Annotated in this window: 13 protein-coding genes; 9 read left to right on the forward strand and 4 right to left on the reverse strand. The window is 72.1% G+C overall.

Annotation, left to right across the window (positions count from 1 at the left end; all coding sequences use genetic code 11):
• Positions 1 to 51 precede the first annotated feature (51 nt).
• A complete protein-coding gene (locus AC5P09_RS19485; RefSeq protein WP_493875091.1) occupies positions 52 to 678 on the reverse strand; it encodes a TetR/AcrR family transcriptional regulator in 627 nt (208 codons plus the stop codon).
• Positions 679 to 804: 126 nt separating this feature from the next.
• On the opposite strand from AC5P09_RS19485, the gene AC5P09_RS19490 reads away from it, so the two are divergent.
• The 4 genes from AC5P09_RS19490 (at position 805) to AC5P09_RS19505 (ending at position 4867) form a co-directional block, all read left to right on the forward strand.
• The gene (locus AC5P09_RS19490; protein ID WP_493875092.1) at positions 805 to 1431 is read left to right on the forward strand and encodes an alpha-ketoglutarate-dependent dioxygenase AlkB; all 627 of its coding nucleotides are present in this window, start codon (positions 805 to 807) and stop codon (positions 1429 to 1431) included.
• Positions 1432 to 1593: 162 nt separating this feature from the next.
• The gene (locus AC5P09_RS19495) at positions 1594 to 2790 is read left to right on the forward strand and encodes an acyltransferase family protein (protein ID WP_493875093.1); all 1197 of its coding nucleotides are present in this window, start codon (positions 1594 to 1596) and stop codon (positions 2788 to 2790) included.
• A 50-nt stretch (positions 2791 to 2840) separates the two neighbouring features.
• Complete coding sequence (locus AC5P09_RS19500; protein ID WP_493875094.1) at positions 2841 to 3587, forward strand: MBL fold metallo-hydrolase; 747 nt, start codon at positions 2841 to 2843, stop codon at positions 3585 to 3587.
• 41 nt (positions 3588 to 3628) lie between these two features.
• Positions 3629 to 4867 carry a DUF4032 domain-containing protein gene (locus tag AC5P09_RS19505; protein WP_493875095.1) on the forward strand — a complete coding sequence of 413 codons (1239 nt, stop codon included), beginning with the start codon at positions 3629 to 3631 and terminating at the stop codon, positions 4865 to 4867.
• 15 nt (positions 4868 to 4882) lie between these two features.
• On the opposite strand, the gene AC5P09_RS19510 is transcribed toward AC5P09_RS19505, so the two are convergent.
• Positions 4883 to 5755: a universal stress protein gene (locus AC5P09_RS19510; RefSeq protein WP_493875096.1), complete on the reverse strand. Its 873-nt coding sequence runs from the start codon at positions 5753 to 5755 to the stop codon at positions 4883 to 4885.
• 64 nt (positions 5756 to 5819) lie between these two features.
• Here AC5P09_RS19510 and AC5P09_RS19515 point away from each other — a divergent pair, with 64 nt between their 5' ends.
• The 5 genes from AC5P09_RS19515 to AC5P09_RS19535 all read left to right on the forward strand — a co-directional run bounded on the left by AC5P09_RS19515 (position 5820) and on the right by AC5P09_RS19535 (position 12910).
• Entirely contained in the window at positions 5820 to 6173 is a 354-nt protein-coding gene (locus tag AC5P09_RS19515) for a VOC family protein (protein ID WP_493875097.1), read from the forward strand.
• Positions 6174 to 6303: 130 nt separating this feature from the next.
• On the forward strand, positions 6304 to 7980 hold the full coding sequence (locus AC5P09_RS19520; protein ID WP_493875098.1) for an NAD(P)/FAD-dependent oxidoreductase: 1677 nt from the start codon (positions 6304 to 6306) through the stop codon (positions 7978 to 7980).
• Positions 7977 to 9437, forward strand: a complete 1461-nt coding sequence (locus AC5P09_RS19525) for an ATP-binding protein (protein ID WP_493875099.1) — start codon at positions 7977 to 7979, stop codon at positions 9435 to 9437. Before AC5P09_RS19520 ends, AC5P09_RS19525 begins: the two co-directional genes overlap by 4 nt.
• Positions 9434 to 9793: a UBP-type zinc finger domain-containing protein gene (locus AC5P09_RS19530; RefSeq protein ID WP_493875100.1), complete on the forward strand. Its 360-nt coding sequence runs from the start codon at positions 9434 to 9436 to the stop codon at positions 9791 to 9793. The genes AC5P09_RS19525 and AC5P09_RS19530 overlap by 4 nt, the downstream gene beginning before the upstream one ends.
• 141 nt (positions 9794 to 9934) lie before the next feature.
• A complete protein-coding gene (locus AC5P09_RS19535) occupies positions 9935 to 12910 on the forward strand; it encodes a helix-turn-helix transcriptional regulator (RefSeq protein WP_493875101.1) in 2976 nt (991 codons plus the stop codon).
• Between the two features lies 1 nt (position 12911).
• Here the strand turns inward: AC5P09_RS19535 and AC5P09_RS19540 are convergent, their stop codons facing one another.
• A complete protein-coding gene (locus AC5P09_RS19540; protein WP_493875102.1) occupies positions 12912 to 14123 on the reverse strand; it encodes an SGNH/GDSL hydrolase family protein in 1212 nt (403 codons plus the stop codon).
• Positions 14120 to 16486, reverse strand: a complete 2367-nt coding sequence (locus AC5P09_RS19545) for a glycosyl hydrolase family 95 catalytic domain-containing protein (RefSeq protein WP_493875103.1) — start codon at positions 16484 to 16486, stop codon at positions 14120 to 14122. Before AC5P09_RS19545 ends, AC5P09_RS19540 begins: the two co-directional genes overlap by 4 nt.
• Positions 16487 to 16509 lie beyond the last annotated feature (23 nt).

The following is a 16509-nucleotide window of genomic DNA, read 5'->3' on the forward strand; positions in this document are numbered from 1 at the left end:
TGCCCTTCTCATTGGGGTCTCATTGGGGTCTCACTGGGGTCTCACTGGGTTTCATTCGGGTGTGCCGCTGCCGTCGGTCAGCAGGGCGGTGAGCAACTGTCCCAGCCAGACGCGGGCGTGCTCGACGTCCTTGTCCAGCAGCAGTTGGGTGGTGACTCCGTCGTACGCGGCGACGACCGCGCGGGCGGCGCCGTCGACGCCGCCGAGCACGGCGGGCAGTGCGGTGCGTCCCGTGGCCCGGCGGAGCCGGTCCTCGACGGCCCGCCGCAGCCGTCGGCGGTGCTCCAGCAGGGTGTGCGCGACGGCCGGGTCCCGGGCCGCGTGCACCAGGAAGTCCGTCTTCACCAGCAGCCAGTCCACGTCGAGCAGGAGCACCTCGGTGACCCGCTCCACGGACGCCGGTACGTCGAGTTCGGGGCCGTCGAGAGACAGGGCCTCGGCCACCTGCTCGGCGATCAGGTCGGCCCGCTGCCGGTACAGGGCGAAGAACAGCTCGTCCAGGCTGTCGAAGTTCGAGTAGAAGGCACCCCGGCTGTAGCCGGCGGCCTCGCAGACCTCCTCGATGGAGACCCGCCCGAAGCCCTTGGCGGCGAACACCGCGAAGGCGGCGTCCAGCAGCTTGGCCCGGGTGCGGACACGGCGCTTGGTGACGCGCCGGGTCGTCTGCTCCACCGCCATGTCCGGACCTCCATTCGATACGGGAATGTATCCGATACAGCGATGTATCGAAAGGCCGGACAGACATCCCGCGGATGCCCGAAATTACATGGGAACAGATTTTCGATTAAGGAGTACGCTGGATCCATGACCAGGCACCTCCAGGGCTCCCTCTTCGACCAGACCGACGAGCTCCGCCTCGGCTCCCTCGACGGGATCCGCCGCACCGGGCTCGGTCTCGGCGCCTGGATCGACGTGCTGCCCGGTTGGCTGAGCGGCTCGGACGACCTGTTCGAGCAGCTGGCCGCCGAGGTGCCCTGGTGTGCGGAGCGCCGGAAGATGTACGACCAGGTCGTCGACGTACCCCGACTGCTGGCGTTCTACGGGGCGGACGACGCGCTGCCGCACCCGCTGCTCGCGCAGGCGCGCGAGGCGCTGTCCGCGCACTACGCCGAGGAGCTGGGCGAGCCCTTCACCACGGCCGGACTGTGCTACTACCGCGACGGCCGGGACAGCGTGGCCTGGCACGGCGACCGGATCGGGCGCGGGGCCCGCGAGGACACCATGGTCGCGATCCTCTCGGTGGGCGCGCCCCGGGACCTGCTGCTGCGGCCGACGCGCGGCGGGGACACGGTCCGACGGCCGCTGGGGCACGGCGACCTGATCGTGATGGGCGGATCCTGCCAGCGGACCTGGGAGCACTCCATACCGAAGACCACGCGCGCCTCGGGGCCGCGCATCAGCATCCAGTTCCGGCCGCAGGGCGTGCAGTAGGGCCTGGGGACGGCGTGCACCGAGGCGGAGAGGCGGCCGCTTCGGCAGCACGCGGGGGCTGCCTCCGGCGGACGGTGCCGGAGGCAGTCCCGTTCCGGCGGAACGCTGTCGTCCCCGCCCCCTCTCCCCCACACTGGCGCACATCTGGGGAGGGAGGCCGGGATGAGTGCGGGCACCGGGCAGTCGCCGGCCGCCCGTCGGCGCGTCGAACTCGACCTGCTCCGTGCGCTCGTCGTCCTCGGCCTGGTCTTCTTCCACGCCGCGCTGGTCTTCTCCCCGGACGACGACTTCTACGTCAAGAACCGGGAGACGACCGACGTCGTCACCGTCGCCGCCGGGCTCGCGGTGGTGTGGGCGATGCCCCTGCTGTTCCTCGTCGCCGGTCTCGGCGCCCGCCACTCGCTGCGCCGGCGCGGACCGGGCGGCTTCGCCCGCGAACGACTGCTGCGCCTCGGTGTTCCCCTGGTCTTCGCCACGCTCGTCCTGTGCCCCCTGCCCCAGTGGCTGCGGCTGCGCGCCGCCGACCCCCGCTACCACGAGTCCTACTGGGAGTTCTGGCCGCGCTTCCTCACCGTCCACCCGGACCCCGGCGACTTCCCGTTCGTCCTCGAAGGCGACCACTTCGAGACCGGCCACCTGTGGTTCGTCGTCCTCCTGCTGGCCTTCAGCCTCCTCCTCGCACCCGTCGCGGGGCCCCTGGAGGCCGCCGCCCGGCGCTCAGGGGACGCGGTGGAGCGACGGCCGGTGCTGCTCCTGCTGGCCGCGCTGCCGCTCGCCCTGATCAACTCGCTGCTCGACATGGAGGAGGGCTTCGCGGGCTGGAACCGCTGGGCCTACCTGCTGTTCTTCCTCTTCGGGTACGCCCTGGCCGACGACGAGCGGATCCGCGCGGCCATGCGCCGGCTCGCCGTTCCGGTCGGGGTCCTCGGGATCGTCCTGTTCCTGGGGGCCGCGCCCGGATTCCTCTCCGAGGACGATCCGTTCACCGCGCGGAACACGGTCGCGCTGTCCACCCGGGCGCTGTTCGGGGCGGCGGGCTGGTGCTGGGTGGTGGCGATCCTGGGGCTGCTGGACCGGCCGCGCCGGCGCAAGCCGCGCGAGGCCGGGCCGCCTTCGCGGGTGCTGCCGTATCTCGCCGTCGCCGCCCTGCCGTTGTACGTGCTGCACCAACCCGTGGTGGTCGCGTTCGCGTACGGAGTCGTGGGCTGGTCCGCGCCGATCGTGGTGAAGTACGCGGTGATCGTGGCCTCTTCCCTGACGGTGATCCTCATCGTGTACGAGTGCCTCGTACGCCGTACCCGCGTCACCCGTTTCCTGTTCGGCCTGCGAACGGACCCGCCGACTCCGCCTGCCTCCTGATCTGCTTTGCTGGGTCCGTCGGTCAGGGACCTCACCACACGGGGACGATCATGCGCTCGGATGTGCGGCAAGTCGCCGACGGCACCTATCTGGTGCACGGCAGCAACACGAACTGGGTGATCCTCACGGACGGTGACGCCGTCACGCTGGTCGACACCGGCTACCCCGGCGACCGGGAGCAGCTCCTCACCTCCCTCACGGAGGTGGGCGGTTCGCCGGAGGCGGTCACGGCCGTGCTGATCACACACGCCCACAACGACCACCTGGGCTCCGCCGAGTACCTGCGTGCCGCGTACGGCATGCCCGTGTACCTGCACGAGGCCGAAGTACCGCACGCCCGGCGGGAGTTCCTGCACCAGGTGAACGTCGGGACGGTCCTGAGGAACGGCTGGCGGCCCGGTGTCCTGCCCTGGGCCGTGCACGCGATCCGCTCGGGCGGCACCGCGCACGTCCCGGTCGCCTCGCCCCAGCCGTTCCCGACGGCCGGTCCGCTCAACCTGCCCGGCCGGCCCGTCCCGGTGCACACGCCCGGCCACACCGACGGGCACACCGCCTACCACCTCCCGGACGTCGGCGTGGTGATCTCGGGCGACGCCCTGGTGAGCGGGCACCCGACCTCGCGGGTCAAGGGGCCGCAGCTGCTGCCCGACATGTTCCACCACGAGCGGGCGCGTGCCGTGGCCTCGCTGGAGGCGTTCGAAGAGCTGAAGGGCGACCTGCTGCTGCCCGGCCACGGGCCCGTGCATCGCGGTCCGATCCTTGAAGCGGCACTTCAGGCCAGGGAGCGCGCGCTTTAGGGTGAGGTGACGATTACCAGCGAAGCAAGGACACGCGACCCATGGCACTGCAGATCAGCGCGACCAACCCGGAGCATCCCGCGCTCCTGCTCGAACTGCCGTGGCACCTCCCCCTGGAGGAGTGGCCCGAGAAGTACCTGGTGCCGCTGCCGCGCGGCATCTCCCGCCACGTCGTGCGCTACGCCCGCGCCGGCGACGAGGTGATCGCCGTCAAGGAGCTCGCCGAGCGCCCGGCGCTGCGCGAGTACGAGCTACTGCGCGACCTGGACCGGCTCGGCATCCCCGCGGTCGACCCGCTGGCCGTGGTCACCGGACGCACCGACGCCGGCGACGCGCCGCTGGAGCCGGTGCTGATCACCCGGCACCTGGGCGGCTCGATGCCGTACCGGTCGATGTTCGAGACGACGATGCGGCCCGCGACCATGCACCGGCTGATGGACGCGCTGGCGGTGCTGCTGGTGCGGCTGCACCTGTCCGGGTTCGCCTGGGGCGACTGCTCCCTGTCCAACACGCTCTTCCGCCGCGACGCGGGCGCCTACGCCGCGTACCTGGTGGACGCCGAGACCGGCGACCTGCACGCGCAGCTCAGCACCGGGCAGCGCGACTACGACCTCGATCTGGCCCGGGTGAACATCAGCGGCGAGCTGCTCGACCTGGAGGCGTCCGGGGCGCTGCACCCCTCCGTGGACCCGATCGAGTTCGGCATGGAGATCTGCGCGCGCTACGGGCGCCTGTGGGAGGAGCTGACCCGGACGTCCGTCTATCCGGCGGGCAAGTACCACTACATCGAGCGCCGCATCCGCCGTCTGAACGAGCTCGGCTTCGACGTGGCCGAGATGCAGATCCAGCACTCCTCCAACGGCGACACGGTCACCTTCGTGCCGAAGGTCGTGGACGCGGGTCACCACCAGCGCCAGCTGCTGCGCCTGACCGGTCTGGACACCGAGGAGAACCAGGCCCGCCGGCTGCTGGGCGACCTGGAGTCCTGGATGGCCACCCAGGACGACTACGCCCCGGGCGACCCCCTCGCGGCCCGCCCCGAAGTCCTCGCCCACCGCTGGGTGCGGGACGTCTTCCGCCCCACCGTGCGGGCCGTGCCCCTCGAGATGCGCGGCTCCATGGACGCGGCCGAGATCTACCACGAGCTGCTGGAACACCGCTGGTACCTGTCCGAGCGGGCCCAGCACGACATAGGACTGGACACGGCCGTCGAGGACTACATCAACAACATCCTCCCCAAGGCGCGCGAGACGCTCCAGCCCACGCCCTCGGCCGACTGACGTCCACCGACCGACTCAGGCGGGCGGCACCACGGCCACCGGGCAGCCCGCGTGGTGCAGGACGCCATGGGCGACCGAGCCGATGCGGGCGCCGACGGCCGTACGGTGGGCGCGGCGCCCGACGACCATCAGCTGAGCCCCTCGGGCCACCGACAGCAGCACCTGCCCGGCGCTGCCCATCTCCACGTGCTCGACGACCGGCACCTCGGGGAAGCGGCCCCGCCAGGGTTCCAGCGCCGCCGCGAGCGCCTTCTTCTCGTACGGCTCCAAGCCCCCGGCCTCGTCGAGCAGCTTGAGGGAACCGGGGCTGTAGGCGAAGACCGGCGGCAGGGTCCAGGCCCGTACCGCGCGCACGCTCGCTCCGCGCGCCGCGGCCGTCTCGAACGCGAACCGCAGCGCCTCGGCGCTGTCCAGCGGGTCGCCCTGCTGGCCCACGACGATCTCGCGCCCCGCGGCCTCGCCGGCGGGGTCGTCGCCCGCGCGCACCAGGACGACCGGCCGCGGCGCCTCGACGATCACCTGCTGGCCGACCGAGCCGAGCAGGAAGCCGACGACCCGGCCGTGGCCGCGCGATCCGAGGACCAGCATCTCGGCCTCGGCCGCCGCGGCGACCAGCGCCTCCACGTCGGCGCCCTCCACCACGTCCGTGGACACCTCGAGGTCCGGGTGCCGCTCGGTGACAGTGCGGGCGGCCTCGCCGACCGCCTCCCGGGCCCAGCCGACCTGGACGTCGGGGTCCGCCGCCTCGATCGCCTCGTGCCGCTGGTACCGCCAGGCGTGCACCACTCGCAACGCCAGCTTCCGGCGGACCGCCTCCCGGGCCGCCCAGGCCAGCGCGGCCAGGCTCTCCTCGGTTCCGTCGACACCTGCCGTGATCGGGCGCGTCATGCTGCCGGCCTCCCTGCGTCGTGATTCGTGACCGGTACCCAGTCTTCACTACTACGCTCACGACATGACCTTGGAGTGGGAACAGGTGGTCGTGGACTCGGCCGACCCGGTCGCGCTGGGCCGCTGGTGGGCCGAGGCGCTCGGGTGGGTGGTCGTGGGCGACTTTCCCGACGAGTTCGAGATCCGGCCGGAGAAGGACCGCCTTCCCGGGCTGCTCTTCGCGCCGGTGCCGGAGGGCAAGACGGTCAAGAACCGCCTCCATCTCGACTTCCGGCCGGACGACCAGGAGGCCGAGGTGGCTCGTCTCCTCGCCCTCGGCGCGCGGCACGCGGACGTCGGCCAGGGCGAGCAGCCGTGGGTGACCCTCAAGGATCCCGAGGGCAACGAGTTCTGCGTGCTCGGGCCGCGCAGGGGCTGACCTCCCGGCAGGCTCTGGCACAGGTGAGCGAAGCAGGGCGATCGAACATACGATGGGCGGGAACCGGCCGGTGGCTGCACGATCACGGCTTTGCCGTGCCGTGAGTCCGGAACTTCGGGGTGGGAGACGTATGGCACAGGCCGCGGACGCGACGCGGACCGTCATCTTGACCGTGGACGACGACCCGGGAGTCTCCCGGGCCGTCGCCCGGGACCTGCGGCGCCGCTACGGCGAGTCGTACCGGATCGTGCGCGCGGAGTCCGGCGAGTCCGCGCTGGAGGCCCTGCGCGAGCTGAAGCTGCGCGGTGACCTGGTGGCCGTGATCCTGGCCGACTACCGGATGCCGCAGATGAACGGCATCGAGTTCCTCGAACAGGCCCTGGACGTGTATCCGGGCGCGCGGCGGGTGCTGCTGACCGCGTACGCGGACACCGACGCGGCGATCGACGCGATCAACGTCGTCGACCTCGACCACTACCTCCTCAAGCCGTGGGACCCGCCCGAGGAGAAGCTGTACCCCGTCCTGGACGACCTCCTGGAGGCGTGGCGGTCCAGCGACTACCGGCCGGTTCCCGCCACCAAGGTGGTCGGACACCGCTGGTCGGCGCGGTCGTCGGACGTACGCGAGTTCCTGGCCCGCAACCAGGTGCCGTACCGCTGGTACTCGGCGGACGAGCCCGAGGGGCAGCGCCTGCTGGCGGCGGCCGGGCAGGACGGACAGCGGCTGCCGCTGGTGATCACCCCGGACGGCATGCCCCTGGTCGAGCCGGAGGCGCCCGAGCTGGCCGCGCACGTGGGGCTGGCCACGACGCCCGCGGCGGACTTCTACGACCTCGTCGTCATCGGCGGCGGCCCGGCCGGGCTCGGCTCGGCCGTGTACGGAGCCTCCGAGGGGCTGCGGACCGTACTCGTGGAACGGTCGGCGACCGGCGGGCAGGCCGGACAGAGCTCCCGTATCGAGAACTATCTGGGCTTCCCGGACGGCGTCTCGGGCGGGCAGCTCACCGACCGGGCGCGGCGGCAGGCGGCGAAGTTCGGCGCCGAGATCCTCACCGCGCGTGAGGTGACGGGACTGGAGATCAACGGCTCCGCGCGGGTCGTACGGTTCTCGGACGGCTCGGCCATCGCCGCGCACAGCGTGATCCTGGCGACCGGCGTGTCGTACCGGCAGCTCCAGGCGCCCGGCGTGAGCGACCTGACGGGCTGCGGGGTCTTCTACGGCTCGGCGCTGACCGAGGCGGCCTCCTGCCAGGGTCACGACGTGTACATCGTCGGCGGCGCCAACTCCGCGGGGCAGGCGGCGATGTACCTGGCCAGGGGCGCCAAGTCGGTGACCCTGCTGGTGCGCGGGGAGTCGTTGACGGCGTCGATGTCCTACTACCTGATCCAGCAGATCGAGGAGTCGCCGAACATCTCGGTGCGCTTCGGAACGGTCGTCGAGGCCGCGCACGGCTCCGACCGTCTGGAGCAGCTCACGCTGCGCGACGTCGGGACCGGGGCGACCGAACTCGTCGACGCGCAGTGGCTGTTCGTGTTCATCGGCGCGGCCCCGCTGACCGACTGGCTGGACGGCACGGTGCTGCGGGACAGGAGCGGGTTCATCCTGGCCGGGCCCGACCTCACCCCCGACGGGCGGCCGCCGGCGGACTGGGAGCTGGACCGGCCGCCGTACCATCTGGAGACCAGCATTCCCGGCGTGTTCGTCGCGGGTGACGCCCGTGCCGAGTCGGCGAAGCGGGTCGCGTCCGCCGTCGGAGAGGGAGCCATGGCCGTGATGCTCGTCCACCGGTATCTGGAGCAGTCGTGAGCGGGCAGCTCATGCCGTGCAGCCCGCAGGAGATCGGGGCGCTGTTCCTGTTCGAGAAGCTGTCTCCCGAGCAGGTGGGGCGCCTGTGCAGCGAGGGGCGGATCGAGAAGTTCGAGCCCGGTCCCGTCTACACCGAGGGCGAGCACGCCACCTGCTTCTACGTCCTGATCGAGGGCACGGTCGTACTCTCCCGCCGGGTCGGCGGCGACGACGTGGAGGTCAACCGGACCTCGCAGCGCGGGGTGTACGCGGGGTCCATGCAGGCGTATCTGGGTGACCGGGTGCCGCAGATGTACAACAACTCCATGCGCGTCACCGAGCCGACGCGGTTCTTCGTGCTGCCCGCGGACACGTTCGCGAGCATCATGAGGGAATGGTTCCCCATGGCGGTGCATCTGCTGGAGGGACTGTTCTTCGGTGCGAAGAGCATGCAGCGGGCCATCGGGCAGCGCGAACGCCTGCTGGCCCTGGGGTCGTTGTCCGCGGGACTCACCCATGAGCTCAACAACCCCGCCGCGGCGGCCGTACGGGCCACCGCGACCCTGCGGGAGCGCGTGGGCAAGATGCGGCACAAGCTGCGGGTGATCTCTTCGGGCTCGTTCTCGCCGGAGACCCTGGCGAACCTCATCGACATCCAGGAACGCACCGCCGAACTCGTCGCCAAGGCACCCGCGTTGAGCCCCCTGGAAGCCTCGGACCGCGAGGACGTGCTCACCGACTGGCTCGACGACCACGACATCGCCGAGGGCTGGCGGCTCGCCCCCACCTTCGTACAGGCCGGGCTCGACATCGACTGGCTGGACCAGGTCGCCGCGGCCGTGGACGGGGAGCTCCTGCCCAGCGCGATCGGGTGGCTCAACTACACGGTCGAGACCGAGCTGTTGATGGACGAGATCGCGGACTCCACCACCCGGATCTCCCATCTGGTCGACGCCGCCAAGCAGTACTCCCAGCTGGACCGGGCCCCGTACCAGGTCGCCGACGTCCACGAACTCCTCGACAGCACCCTGCTGATGCTGTCGGGCAAGATCGGCCCGCGGATCAAGGTCGTCAAGGAGTACGACCGTGCGGTCCCGAGGATCCCGGCTTACCCGGCGGAACTCAACCAGGTGTGGACCAACCTGATCGACAACGCGGTCCAGGCCATCAACAGCACCGGGGGGGACGGCACCTTGACCGTGCGGACGGCGCTCGACCACGACCGGCTGCTCGTGGAGTTCCGCGACACCGGGCCCGGGGTGCCGAAGGAGATCCGGGGCCGTATCTTCGACCCGTTCTTCACCACCAAGCCGGTGGGCCAGGGCACCGGCCTCGGCCTGGACATCTCCTGGCGGATCGTCGTCAACAAGCACCACGGCACGCTCCAGGTCGAGTCCGAGCCGGGCGACACCCGCTTCCAGGTCCTTCTCCCCCTCACGGCCGCGGAGACCGACACAGCACCAGAGGAGACGGCATGACCGACAGGGCGATCGAGGGAGTCGACACCGGCGTTCCGCCGAGCGGTGCCGGGTGCGTGGAGTGCGACGCGGCCGGCGGATGGTGGTTCCATCTGCGGCGGTGCGCGCAGTGCGGGCATGTCGGCTGCTGCGACTCCTCCCCCGCGCAGCACGCCACCGGGCACTTCCGGGAGACCGGGCATCCGCTGGTGCAGAGCTACGAGCCGGGTGAGGGCTGGTACTGGAACTTCGCGACGAACGAGCTGTACGAGGCCGGGCCGGAGCTGGCACCTCCGGTGAGTCATCCCGCGGACCAGCCGGCGCCCGGTCCTGCGGGGCGGGTGCCGGATGATTGGGCTCGGGTGTTGCGGCAATGAGCGCCTAAGAGCTCGGGGCGATCCGTCCGACTGCGGCTGCGGGATGTGTGTGGCTCGTCGCGCGGTTCCCCGCGCCCCTGCAGGTCGATCCAGTCCCCTTGGACATGGGGCGCTGTCAGTGTCACGTGCCAGGATGGATGTGTGTCGCACACCTCGCTCACCACACCGCTCATCGGCCGGGACGAAGAACTTGCCCGACTCTCCGGGTTGCTGGAGCGCGCCCGGGGCGGTGAGGCCCGGGCGGTGCTGGTCGCCGGGGACGCCGGGGTCGGCAAGACGCGGATGCTGGACGAGGTGGCCGGGCAGGCCGCCGCGGCCGGGATGACGGTCCTCACCGGGCATTGCGTGGACCTCGGTGATGTCGGCCTGCCGTATCTGCCGTTCACCGAGGTCCTGGGCGTGCTCGCGGCCGACGAGCGGTTCGCGGACGTCCTCGCCGGGCATCCGGTGGTCGACCGTCTGCTGGGCGGCGGCACCGACGCCGTGCGGGACATGGGCGGACGCCTGCGCTTGTTCGAGGGCATCGCGGGGCTGCTGGCCGATGTGGCGGACATCGCTCCCCTGCTCCTGGTCCTGGAGGACCTGCACTGGGCCGACCAGTCCTCCCGGGACCTCCTGCGGTTCCTGCTCAGCCGGGGCATCCTCCAGCGGTCGGCCGGTGGAGCGCCAACGCACCGGCTGGCGGTGTTCGCCTCCTACCGCGCGGACGACCTGCACCGCCGCCATCCCCTGCGCCCGCTGCTGGCCGAGCTGGTGCGGCTGCCCGCCGTGGAGCGGCTGGAACTGCGTCCGATGGCCGACGTCGAGGTGGCGCGGCTGGTGCGCGCGCTGGAGGACCGTCCGCTGCCGGATGCCACGGTCCGGCGGATCGTCGAGCGCGCCGAGGGCAACGCCTTCTACGCGGAGGAGCTGGTCGCGGCCACGGAGACGGACGTCGGCGGGGTGCCCAGCGGTCTGGCGGACGTCCTCCTCATCCGCTTCGAGCAGCTGTCCGAGACCGCCCAGCAGGTGCTGCGCACGGCCGCGGTCGCCGGGCGCCGCGTCGAGCACGACCTGCTGCGGGAGGCCGTGGGGCTCCCGGAGGACGAGTTGGAGGCGGCGCTGCGCGAGGCGGTGGGCCGACAGCTGCTGACACTCGGGGACGGCGACACGTACGCCTTCCGGCACGCCCTGGCCCGCGAGGCGGTGTACGCGGACCTGCTCCCGGGGGAACGGGGCCGGCTGCACGGCGCGTTCGCCCGGCTGCTCGCCGGGCGGGACCGCAGGACCGAGAGCGCCGCCGAGCGGGCCCACCACTACCGGGAGAGCCACGACCTGCCCGAGGCGCTCGCCGCCTCGCTGGAGGCAGCGGACCACGCCCAGCGGGTCGGCGCGCCCGCCGAGGAGCTACGGCACCTCGAAGCCGCCCTCGACCTGTGGTCGGCGGTGGAAGCACCCGCGCGGCCCACGGGCGAGGGCGTGGACCGGGTGGCGCTCACGCTGCGCGCCTCGGCGGCGGCCGCGCACGCCGGGGAGGCGCACCGGGCGGTCTCCCTCACCCGGGCGGCGCTCGCGGGCGTCGGCCAGGACGCGGACCTGGAGCTGGCCGCCCGGGTGCGGTACACGCTCGCCGGGAATTTGATGACCGTCGACAGTCTGACGGCCGCCTTCGCCTACAGCAGCGAGGCCCTGGCACTGATCCCCGCCGAGCCGCCGTCGCGCACCTGGGTGTGGGCGGCCGCCATCCATGTGATGACGGCGCGTCAGGTCGGTGAGTACGAGACCGCTCTGCGGGTCGCCCGGCAGGCCCTGGGCGTCGCCGAACAACTGGACGCGAAGGATGCCCAGGCCGATCTGCTCGTGTCCCTGGCCGTGCTCGAAGGCGGCGGCCGCCGTACGCCGGAGGGCCGGGAGCGGTTGCGGGAGGCCCGGGAGCTGGCGCGCAGTGCGGGCAACGCGCTGGTGGAGCTGCGCGCCCTGTTCAATCTGGCCATCGGCTGCTTCGAGTCGGGTGAGCTCGACGCGTGTCTGCCGTGGCTGACCGAGGGGCTGGACCGGGCCCGGCGTGCGGGGCTGCGGTCCTCGCCGTATCCGCTGGAGATGCGCTACCTCCGGCTGCTGGTGCTGTACACGCTGGGCCGCTGGGACGAGTGCGTCGACGCGGCGACCGCGGACGCCGCGGTGCTTCCGGCAGCCGGCGGGTACACGGTCGGGCCCGCGTTGTACGTGGCGCTGGCGCGCGGCGACCTCACGGCAGCCGACCGTGCCCGCGCCCTGCTGGAGGGCCCGTTCGACTGGATGGGCACGCTCATCGCGGGCATCGTGCTGACCGACGCGGCGGCGCAGCGGGGGGAGCCGGAGGCGGCCGTGGAGCGGATGCGGTCCACCGTCGCGGCTCTCACCGACGACGCGGGCACCCCGCCGGACGTCACGGTCCGGCTGGCCGCCCTCGCCCTCTCGGCGGTGGCCGACCGGGCCGCAGCACTGCGCCGCGCCGGCGACGAGAGCGGGGCGCGCGGCTGGGCGGCCACGGCGACCGAACTCCGTGACCTGGCCCGGGTCACGGCCGTGCGCGGTGACGAGGGCACACCGCAGGGTCCGGAGGGGCAGGCGTGGCTCGCCCGCGCGGAGGCGGAGTGGGCGTGGGCGGTGGCCGGGCCGGACGCGGCGGCCTGGGCGAGGGCGGTCGAAGCGTTCGACTTCGGGGACATGTACGAGCGGGCGCGCTGCCAACTACGGTTCGCCGAGGCACTGTTGGCGGACGAGCGACGTGAGGAGGCCGCCGTACAGGCCCGCGCGGCCCGGGAGACGGCCGTCCGCTTCGGAGCGGCTCCGCTCCTCGGCCGGCTGGACTCCCTGATCCGCCGCGGCCGCCTGTCGGACACCGCCTCCACCGCCGACCGCGCCGCGATCCTCACCGCCCGCGAACAGGACGTGCTGCGGCTCCTCGCCCTCGGCCGCAGCAACCGGCAGATCGGCGAGGAGCTGTTCATCAGCGGCAAGACGGCGAGCGTCCATGTCTCCAACATCCTCGCCAAGCTGGGTGCGGCGAGCCGTACGGAGGCGGTGGCCGTCGCCTACCGGCAGGGCCTGATCGCTCCGGAGCCGAGCGGATCGGGCCGTGGGGTGGCGTCCTGACCTACGGCAGCGGGTCGCCGCAGTCGAGGCTCTTGAGGTCGACGGCGTCGGCCATCGCCTGCATTCCCTTGTCGTTGGGGTGCAGGTGGTCGCCGCCGTCGAAGGTGGGATGGATGCGTTCGTGGTCGTAGGGGCTGCGGAGGATGCGGTCGAAATCGGTGACGGAGTCGAACTCGCCGCTGGTTCTGATGAATTCGTTGACTTCCCGGCGTACGGCTTCGGCCTCCGGGTCCCATTCGGACCAGCCCTTGAAGGGGCCGACGGTGGCCGCCGCGACACACTTGCCGGCCGTGTGCGCCCGGTCGACGATCTCGCGGTAGCCGTCGATCAGATCGTCCGCGGTGACGCCGGTGTGGGCCTTGATGTCGTTGACGCCCTCGAAGAGGAAGACGGTGCGCAGGCCGGGCTGGGAGAGCACGTCCCTGTCCAGTCGGTTCAGGGCGCTCTGTCCGGCGCCGTCGGCGAGGACCTTGTTGCCGGAGATGCCCTCGTTGGCGACGCCTTTCACGGTGGTGTCCGCCCGGTGGAGGCGGCGGGCGAGGTAGTCGGGCCAGCGGCGGTTCTGGTCGCTGGTGGACTGCCAGCCGTCGGTGACGGAGTCGCCGAGGGCGACGACGGCTCCGATGTCCGCACCCGCCCGGACGGAGACCGCGTCGAGGTAGAACCAGGAGCCGGTGGTCTGAGTCCAGTTCGCCGCGCTCTCCTCGGCGGTGTGGTCGCCCCGGGTGCCGTAGGACGTCTGCATGGCCATCCAGTGGCCGGTCGCCGGGCCGGCCGCGTCGGGTGTGTGGATGCTGATCACCAGATTGACCGCGGCGGGCAGCCTGCCCGGCAGCGGGTCGCTCAGTACGGTCTGACCGGCGGGGACGGTGACGGAGCGCGCGCCGCCGAACGAGAGCCTCCGGTTGCTGCCGCGGACCAGTTCGGCGCCCTGCTTCTGGAGGCCGGCGTACACGCTGTCGAAGGTCACCGGCCGGTCCCCGAAGGCGTTGGAGAGCCGGACCCGCGCATCGTGGCCCCCGACGCTGGTGTGTACGACGAGCCGGTAGCCGCGGTCGGCGGCGGCCTCGCCGAAGCGGTCGGCGCTCGCTGCCCAGGTGACGACGCCGGCCGGGACGTCGGGCGCCCCGGCCGGGGTGGCCGTGGACTGGCAGGCGGAGGCCAGCAGCAGTACGGCGACGGCGCGGCCCGCACGCGCGAGACGGGCCTTCACCGAGCGAAGTCCTTCAGCGTCACGGACCCCCCGGGCTGCAGACTCACGGTCCGGATTTTATCGCCGTACGCCACCGTCGTGGTCCGGCCGCCCACGCTGCGGAGCCGCGCCCGGGTCGGCCTGCCGTCCCGCCAGTCCAGGTCGACGACGAAGCCGCCGCGTGCGCCGGCCCCGGTGAGGGAGCCGGACTCCGCCCAGGCGTCCGGGAGGGCCGGGAGGAGTTCGATGTGGCCGGGGCGGGAGTAGAGGAGCATCTCGATCATCGCCGCCGGGGTGCCGAAGTTGGCGTCGATCTGGAAGATGCCCCGGCCCTGTGACACTTCGTAGATGTCGAAGAGGTTGGGGGCGGTGCCGTTGCCGCCGCCGGTCGACGGGCGAAGGTTGTTGACGACCAGCTGGTAGGCGTTCTCGGCGTTCTTCAGGCGGGCCCAGCACAGGCTGCGCCAGGCGTTCGCCCAGCCGAAGCTCTCCATGCCGCGGGCGGTGAGCAGGGCGGTGGCGCCGTCGACGAGGTCGGCGGGGGTGGGGCCGTCGGGGCGGATGCGGTCGCCGGGGAACAGGCCGACCAGCGGGGACAGGTGGCGGTGGGTGGTCTCGCCGAGGTTGTCGGGAGACATCCACTCCTCCAGCCAACCGGTCTTCGGGCTCACCTGGGGCAGGTACAGCTTCCGCCGCAACGAGGCGATGGTGTCCGCGTACCCGGTGTCCTTCTTCAACTCCGCCGAGGCGGTGCAGTAGATGCCGAACAGCGCCCACACCAGTTCCTGGGCGTAGGTGATGCCCTTGGCGTCGAGCGGTCCGTGTTCCGGCGACCAGTCGCTGTCGGCGACGAGGACCTCCCGCGAGGTGCCCGGCAGGGTCGTGGTGAGCAATCGCGCCTCCCAGAACTCGCACGCACCCTTCAGCAGCGGGTAGATCCTCTCCAGATGGGATGACGACCGGGTGAACTCGTAGTGCTCCCACAGCGTGGTGCACAGCCAGGCGTTGCCCGCGGGGTGCCACCACCAGCCGTTTCCGCCATGGGGGTTGGTGGAGATGGCGACGGTCCAACCGGCGTTCTTGCCGGAGGAGTTGCGGTAGCGGTTGCGCGGGTCGTTGAAGTGTCTTCGGGTCAAGTGCGTCCAGGACGGGAGCTGGGCGAGGCAGTAGTCGGTGAGCGCGTCGAAGCAGGCGGACAGGCCCGCGCGGTCGGCCATCCAGTAGTTCATCTGGATGTTGATGTCGGTGTGGTAGTCGCCCATCCAGTCGGGGTCGTTGCCGTCGAGCCAGAGTCCCTGGAGGTTGAGCGGCAGGCTGCCACGGGATCCCGAGATCATCAGGTACCTGCCGAACTGCAGGTAGGCGGCCTCCAGTTCGGGGTCGGGCACCCCGTCCCGGGCCCGCGCCTTCAGCCGCTCCCAGGTGTTCAGGGAGCGCTGCTCGGCGGACGACGTGCCGAGGCTGACGTCCAGCTGTCCGAACAGTGCTCGGTGGTCGGCGGCATGGGTGCGCAGGAGCGAGTCGGCCGAGTGCGCTGCGGCCGCGCGGACCTTGGTACGGGCCAGTCGCTCGGGGTCGAGGGAGGGGTCCCGGTAGCCGGCATCGGCGTCGGGCGCGTAGTTGGTGCCGCCGCTCACCACCACGGTGAGCTCCCGGCACCCGGAGAAGGAGACACGCGGCCCGTCGACGGCGACGCGGCCGCCGCTGCCGTACGCCGTGACCGCGGCACCGTAGCGCAGCCCGTTGGGGAAAGCGGCGCCGAACGAGTTCGCGGTGCCTTCGCCGTGCGTGCCCTCCAGCGTGAGGGTGCCGGTGTAGTGGCCGCCGCCGCTCTGCGTGAAGTGCAGCACGATCACGTCGTCGGGGCGGCTGGCGAAGATCCGCCGTCGGTAGGTCACGCCGGAGCGGACGTACGAGGTCGTCACCACGCCCTGGTCGAGGGCGAGGGCGCGGCGGTAGCCGGAGACGGCGGACAGGTCGTGGTCGGGGAGGTCGACGGTGAGGCGGGCGAGCAGGGTGAAGGAGCCGAAGTTCTCGCGGTCGTAGGGGAACTGGCCGTCGGCGTCGAGGAAGTCGTTGAGGCCGCCGGTCCACATCGTGGCGTCGGTGATCAGGAGGACTTCACGGCCGGGGTCGTTGCTCGCGAGGGCGCCGAGGCGGCCGTTGCCGACGGGCAGCCCCTGTTCGATCATCGAGCGGTCGTCGGCGGGGGCCTGCCACCACAGCTCGTGGCGTGCGTCGCCGCCGGGCAGGGACGAGTCGGCGGGCCGCTGCGGCGCGGCGGTGGCGGTGAACGTCGGCAGGCCGGCGAGTGTGCCGGTCATCGCGGCGAGGGCGAGGAGCTTGCGTCTGGGCAGCTGGTCCGAAGGGCGGTCGGTGTCCATGGGGTGCTCCGCTCCGGGGAGGT

It is taken from the genome of Streptomyces sp. a15 (assembly GCF_059026085.1).

Coding starts and splice junctions, on each gene's coding strand:
- AC5P09_RS19485 (WP_493875091.1), bottom strand. CDS start 678: ATGGCGGTGGAGCAGACGACCCGGCGCGTCACCAAGCGCCGTGTCCGC.
- AC5P09_RS19490 (WP_493875092.1), top strand. CDS start 805: ATGACCAGGCACCTCCAGGGCTCCCTCTTCGACCAGACCGACGAGCTC.
- AC5P09_RS19495 (WP_493875093.1), top strand. CDS start 1,594: ATGAGTGCGGGCACCGGGCAGTCGCCGGCCGCCCGTCGGCGCGTCGAA.
- AC5P09_RS19500 (WP_493875094.1), top strand. CDS start 2,841: ATGCGCTCGGATGTGCGGCAAGTCGCCGACGGCACCTATCTGGTGCAC.
- AC5P09_RS19505 (WP_493875095.1), top strand. CDS start 3,629: ATGGCACTGCAGATCAGCGCGACCAACCCGGAGCATCCCGCGCTCCTG.
- AC5P09_RS19510 (WP_493875096.1), bottom strand. CDS start 5,755: ATGACGCGCCCGATCACGGCAGGTGTCGACGGAACCGAGGAGAGCCTG.
- AC5P09_RS19515 (WP_493875097.1), top strand. CDS start 5,820: ATGACCTTGGAGTGGGAACAGGTGGTCGTGGACTCGGCCGACCCGGTC.
- AC5P09_RS19520 (WP_493875098.1), top strand. CDS start 6,304: ATGGCACAGGCCGCGGACGCGACGCGGACCGTCATCTTGACCGTGGAC.
- AC5P09_RS19530 (WP_493875100.1), top strand. CDS start 9,434: ATGACCGACAGGGCGATCGAGGGAGTCGACACCGGCGTTCCGCCGAGC.
- AC5P09_RS19545 (WP_493875103.1), bottom strand. CDS start 16,486: ATGGACACCGACCGCCCTTCGGACCAGCTGCCCAGACGCAAGCTCCTC.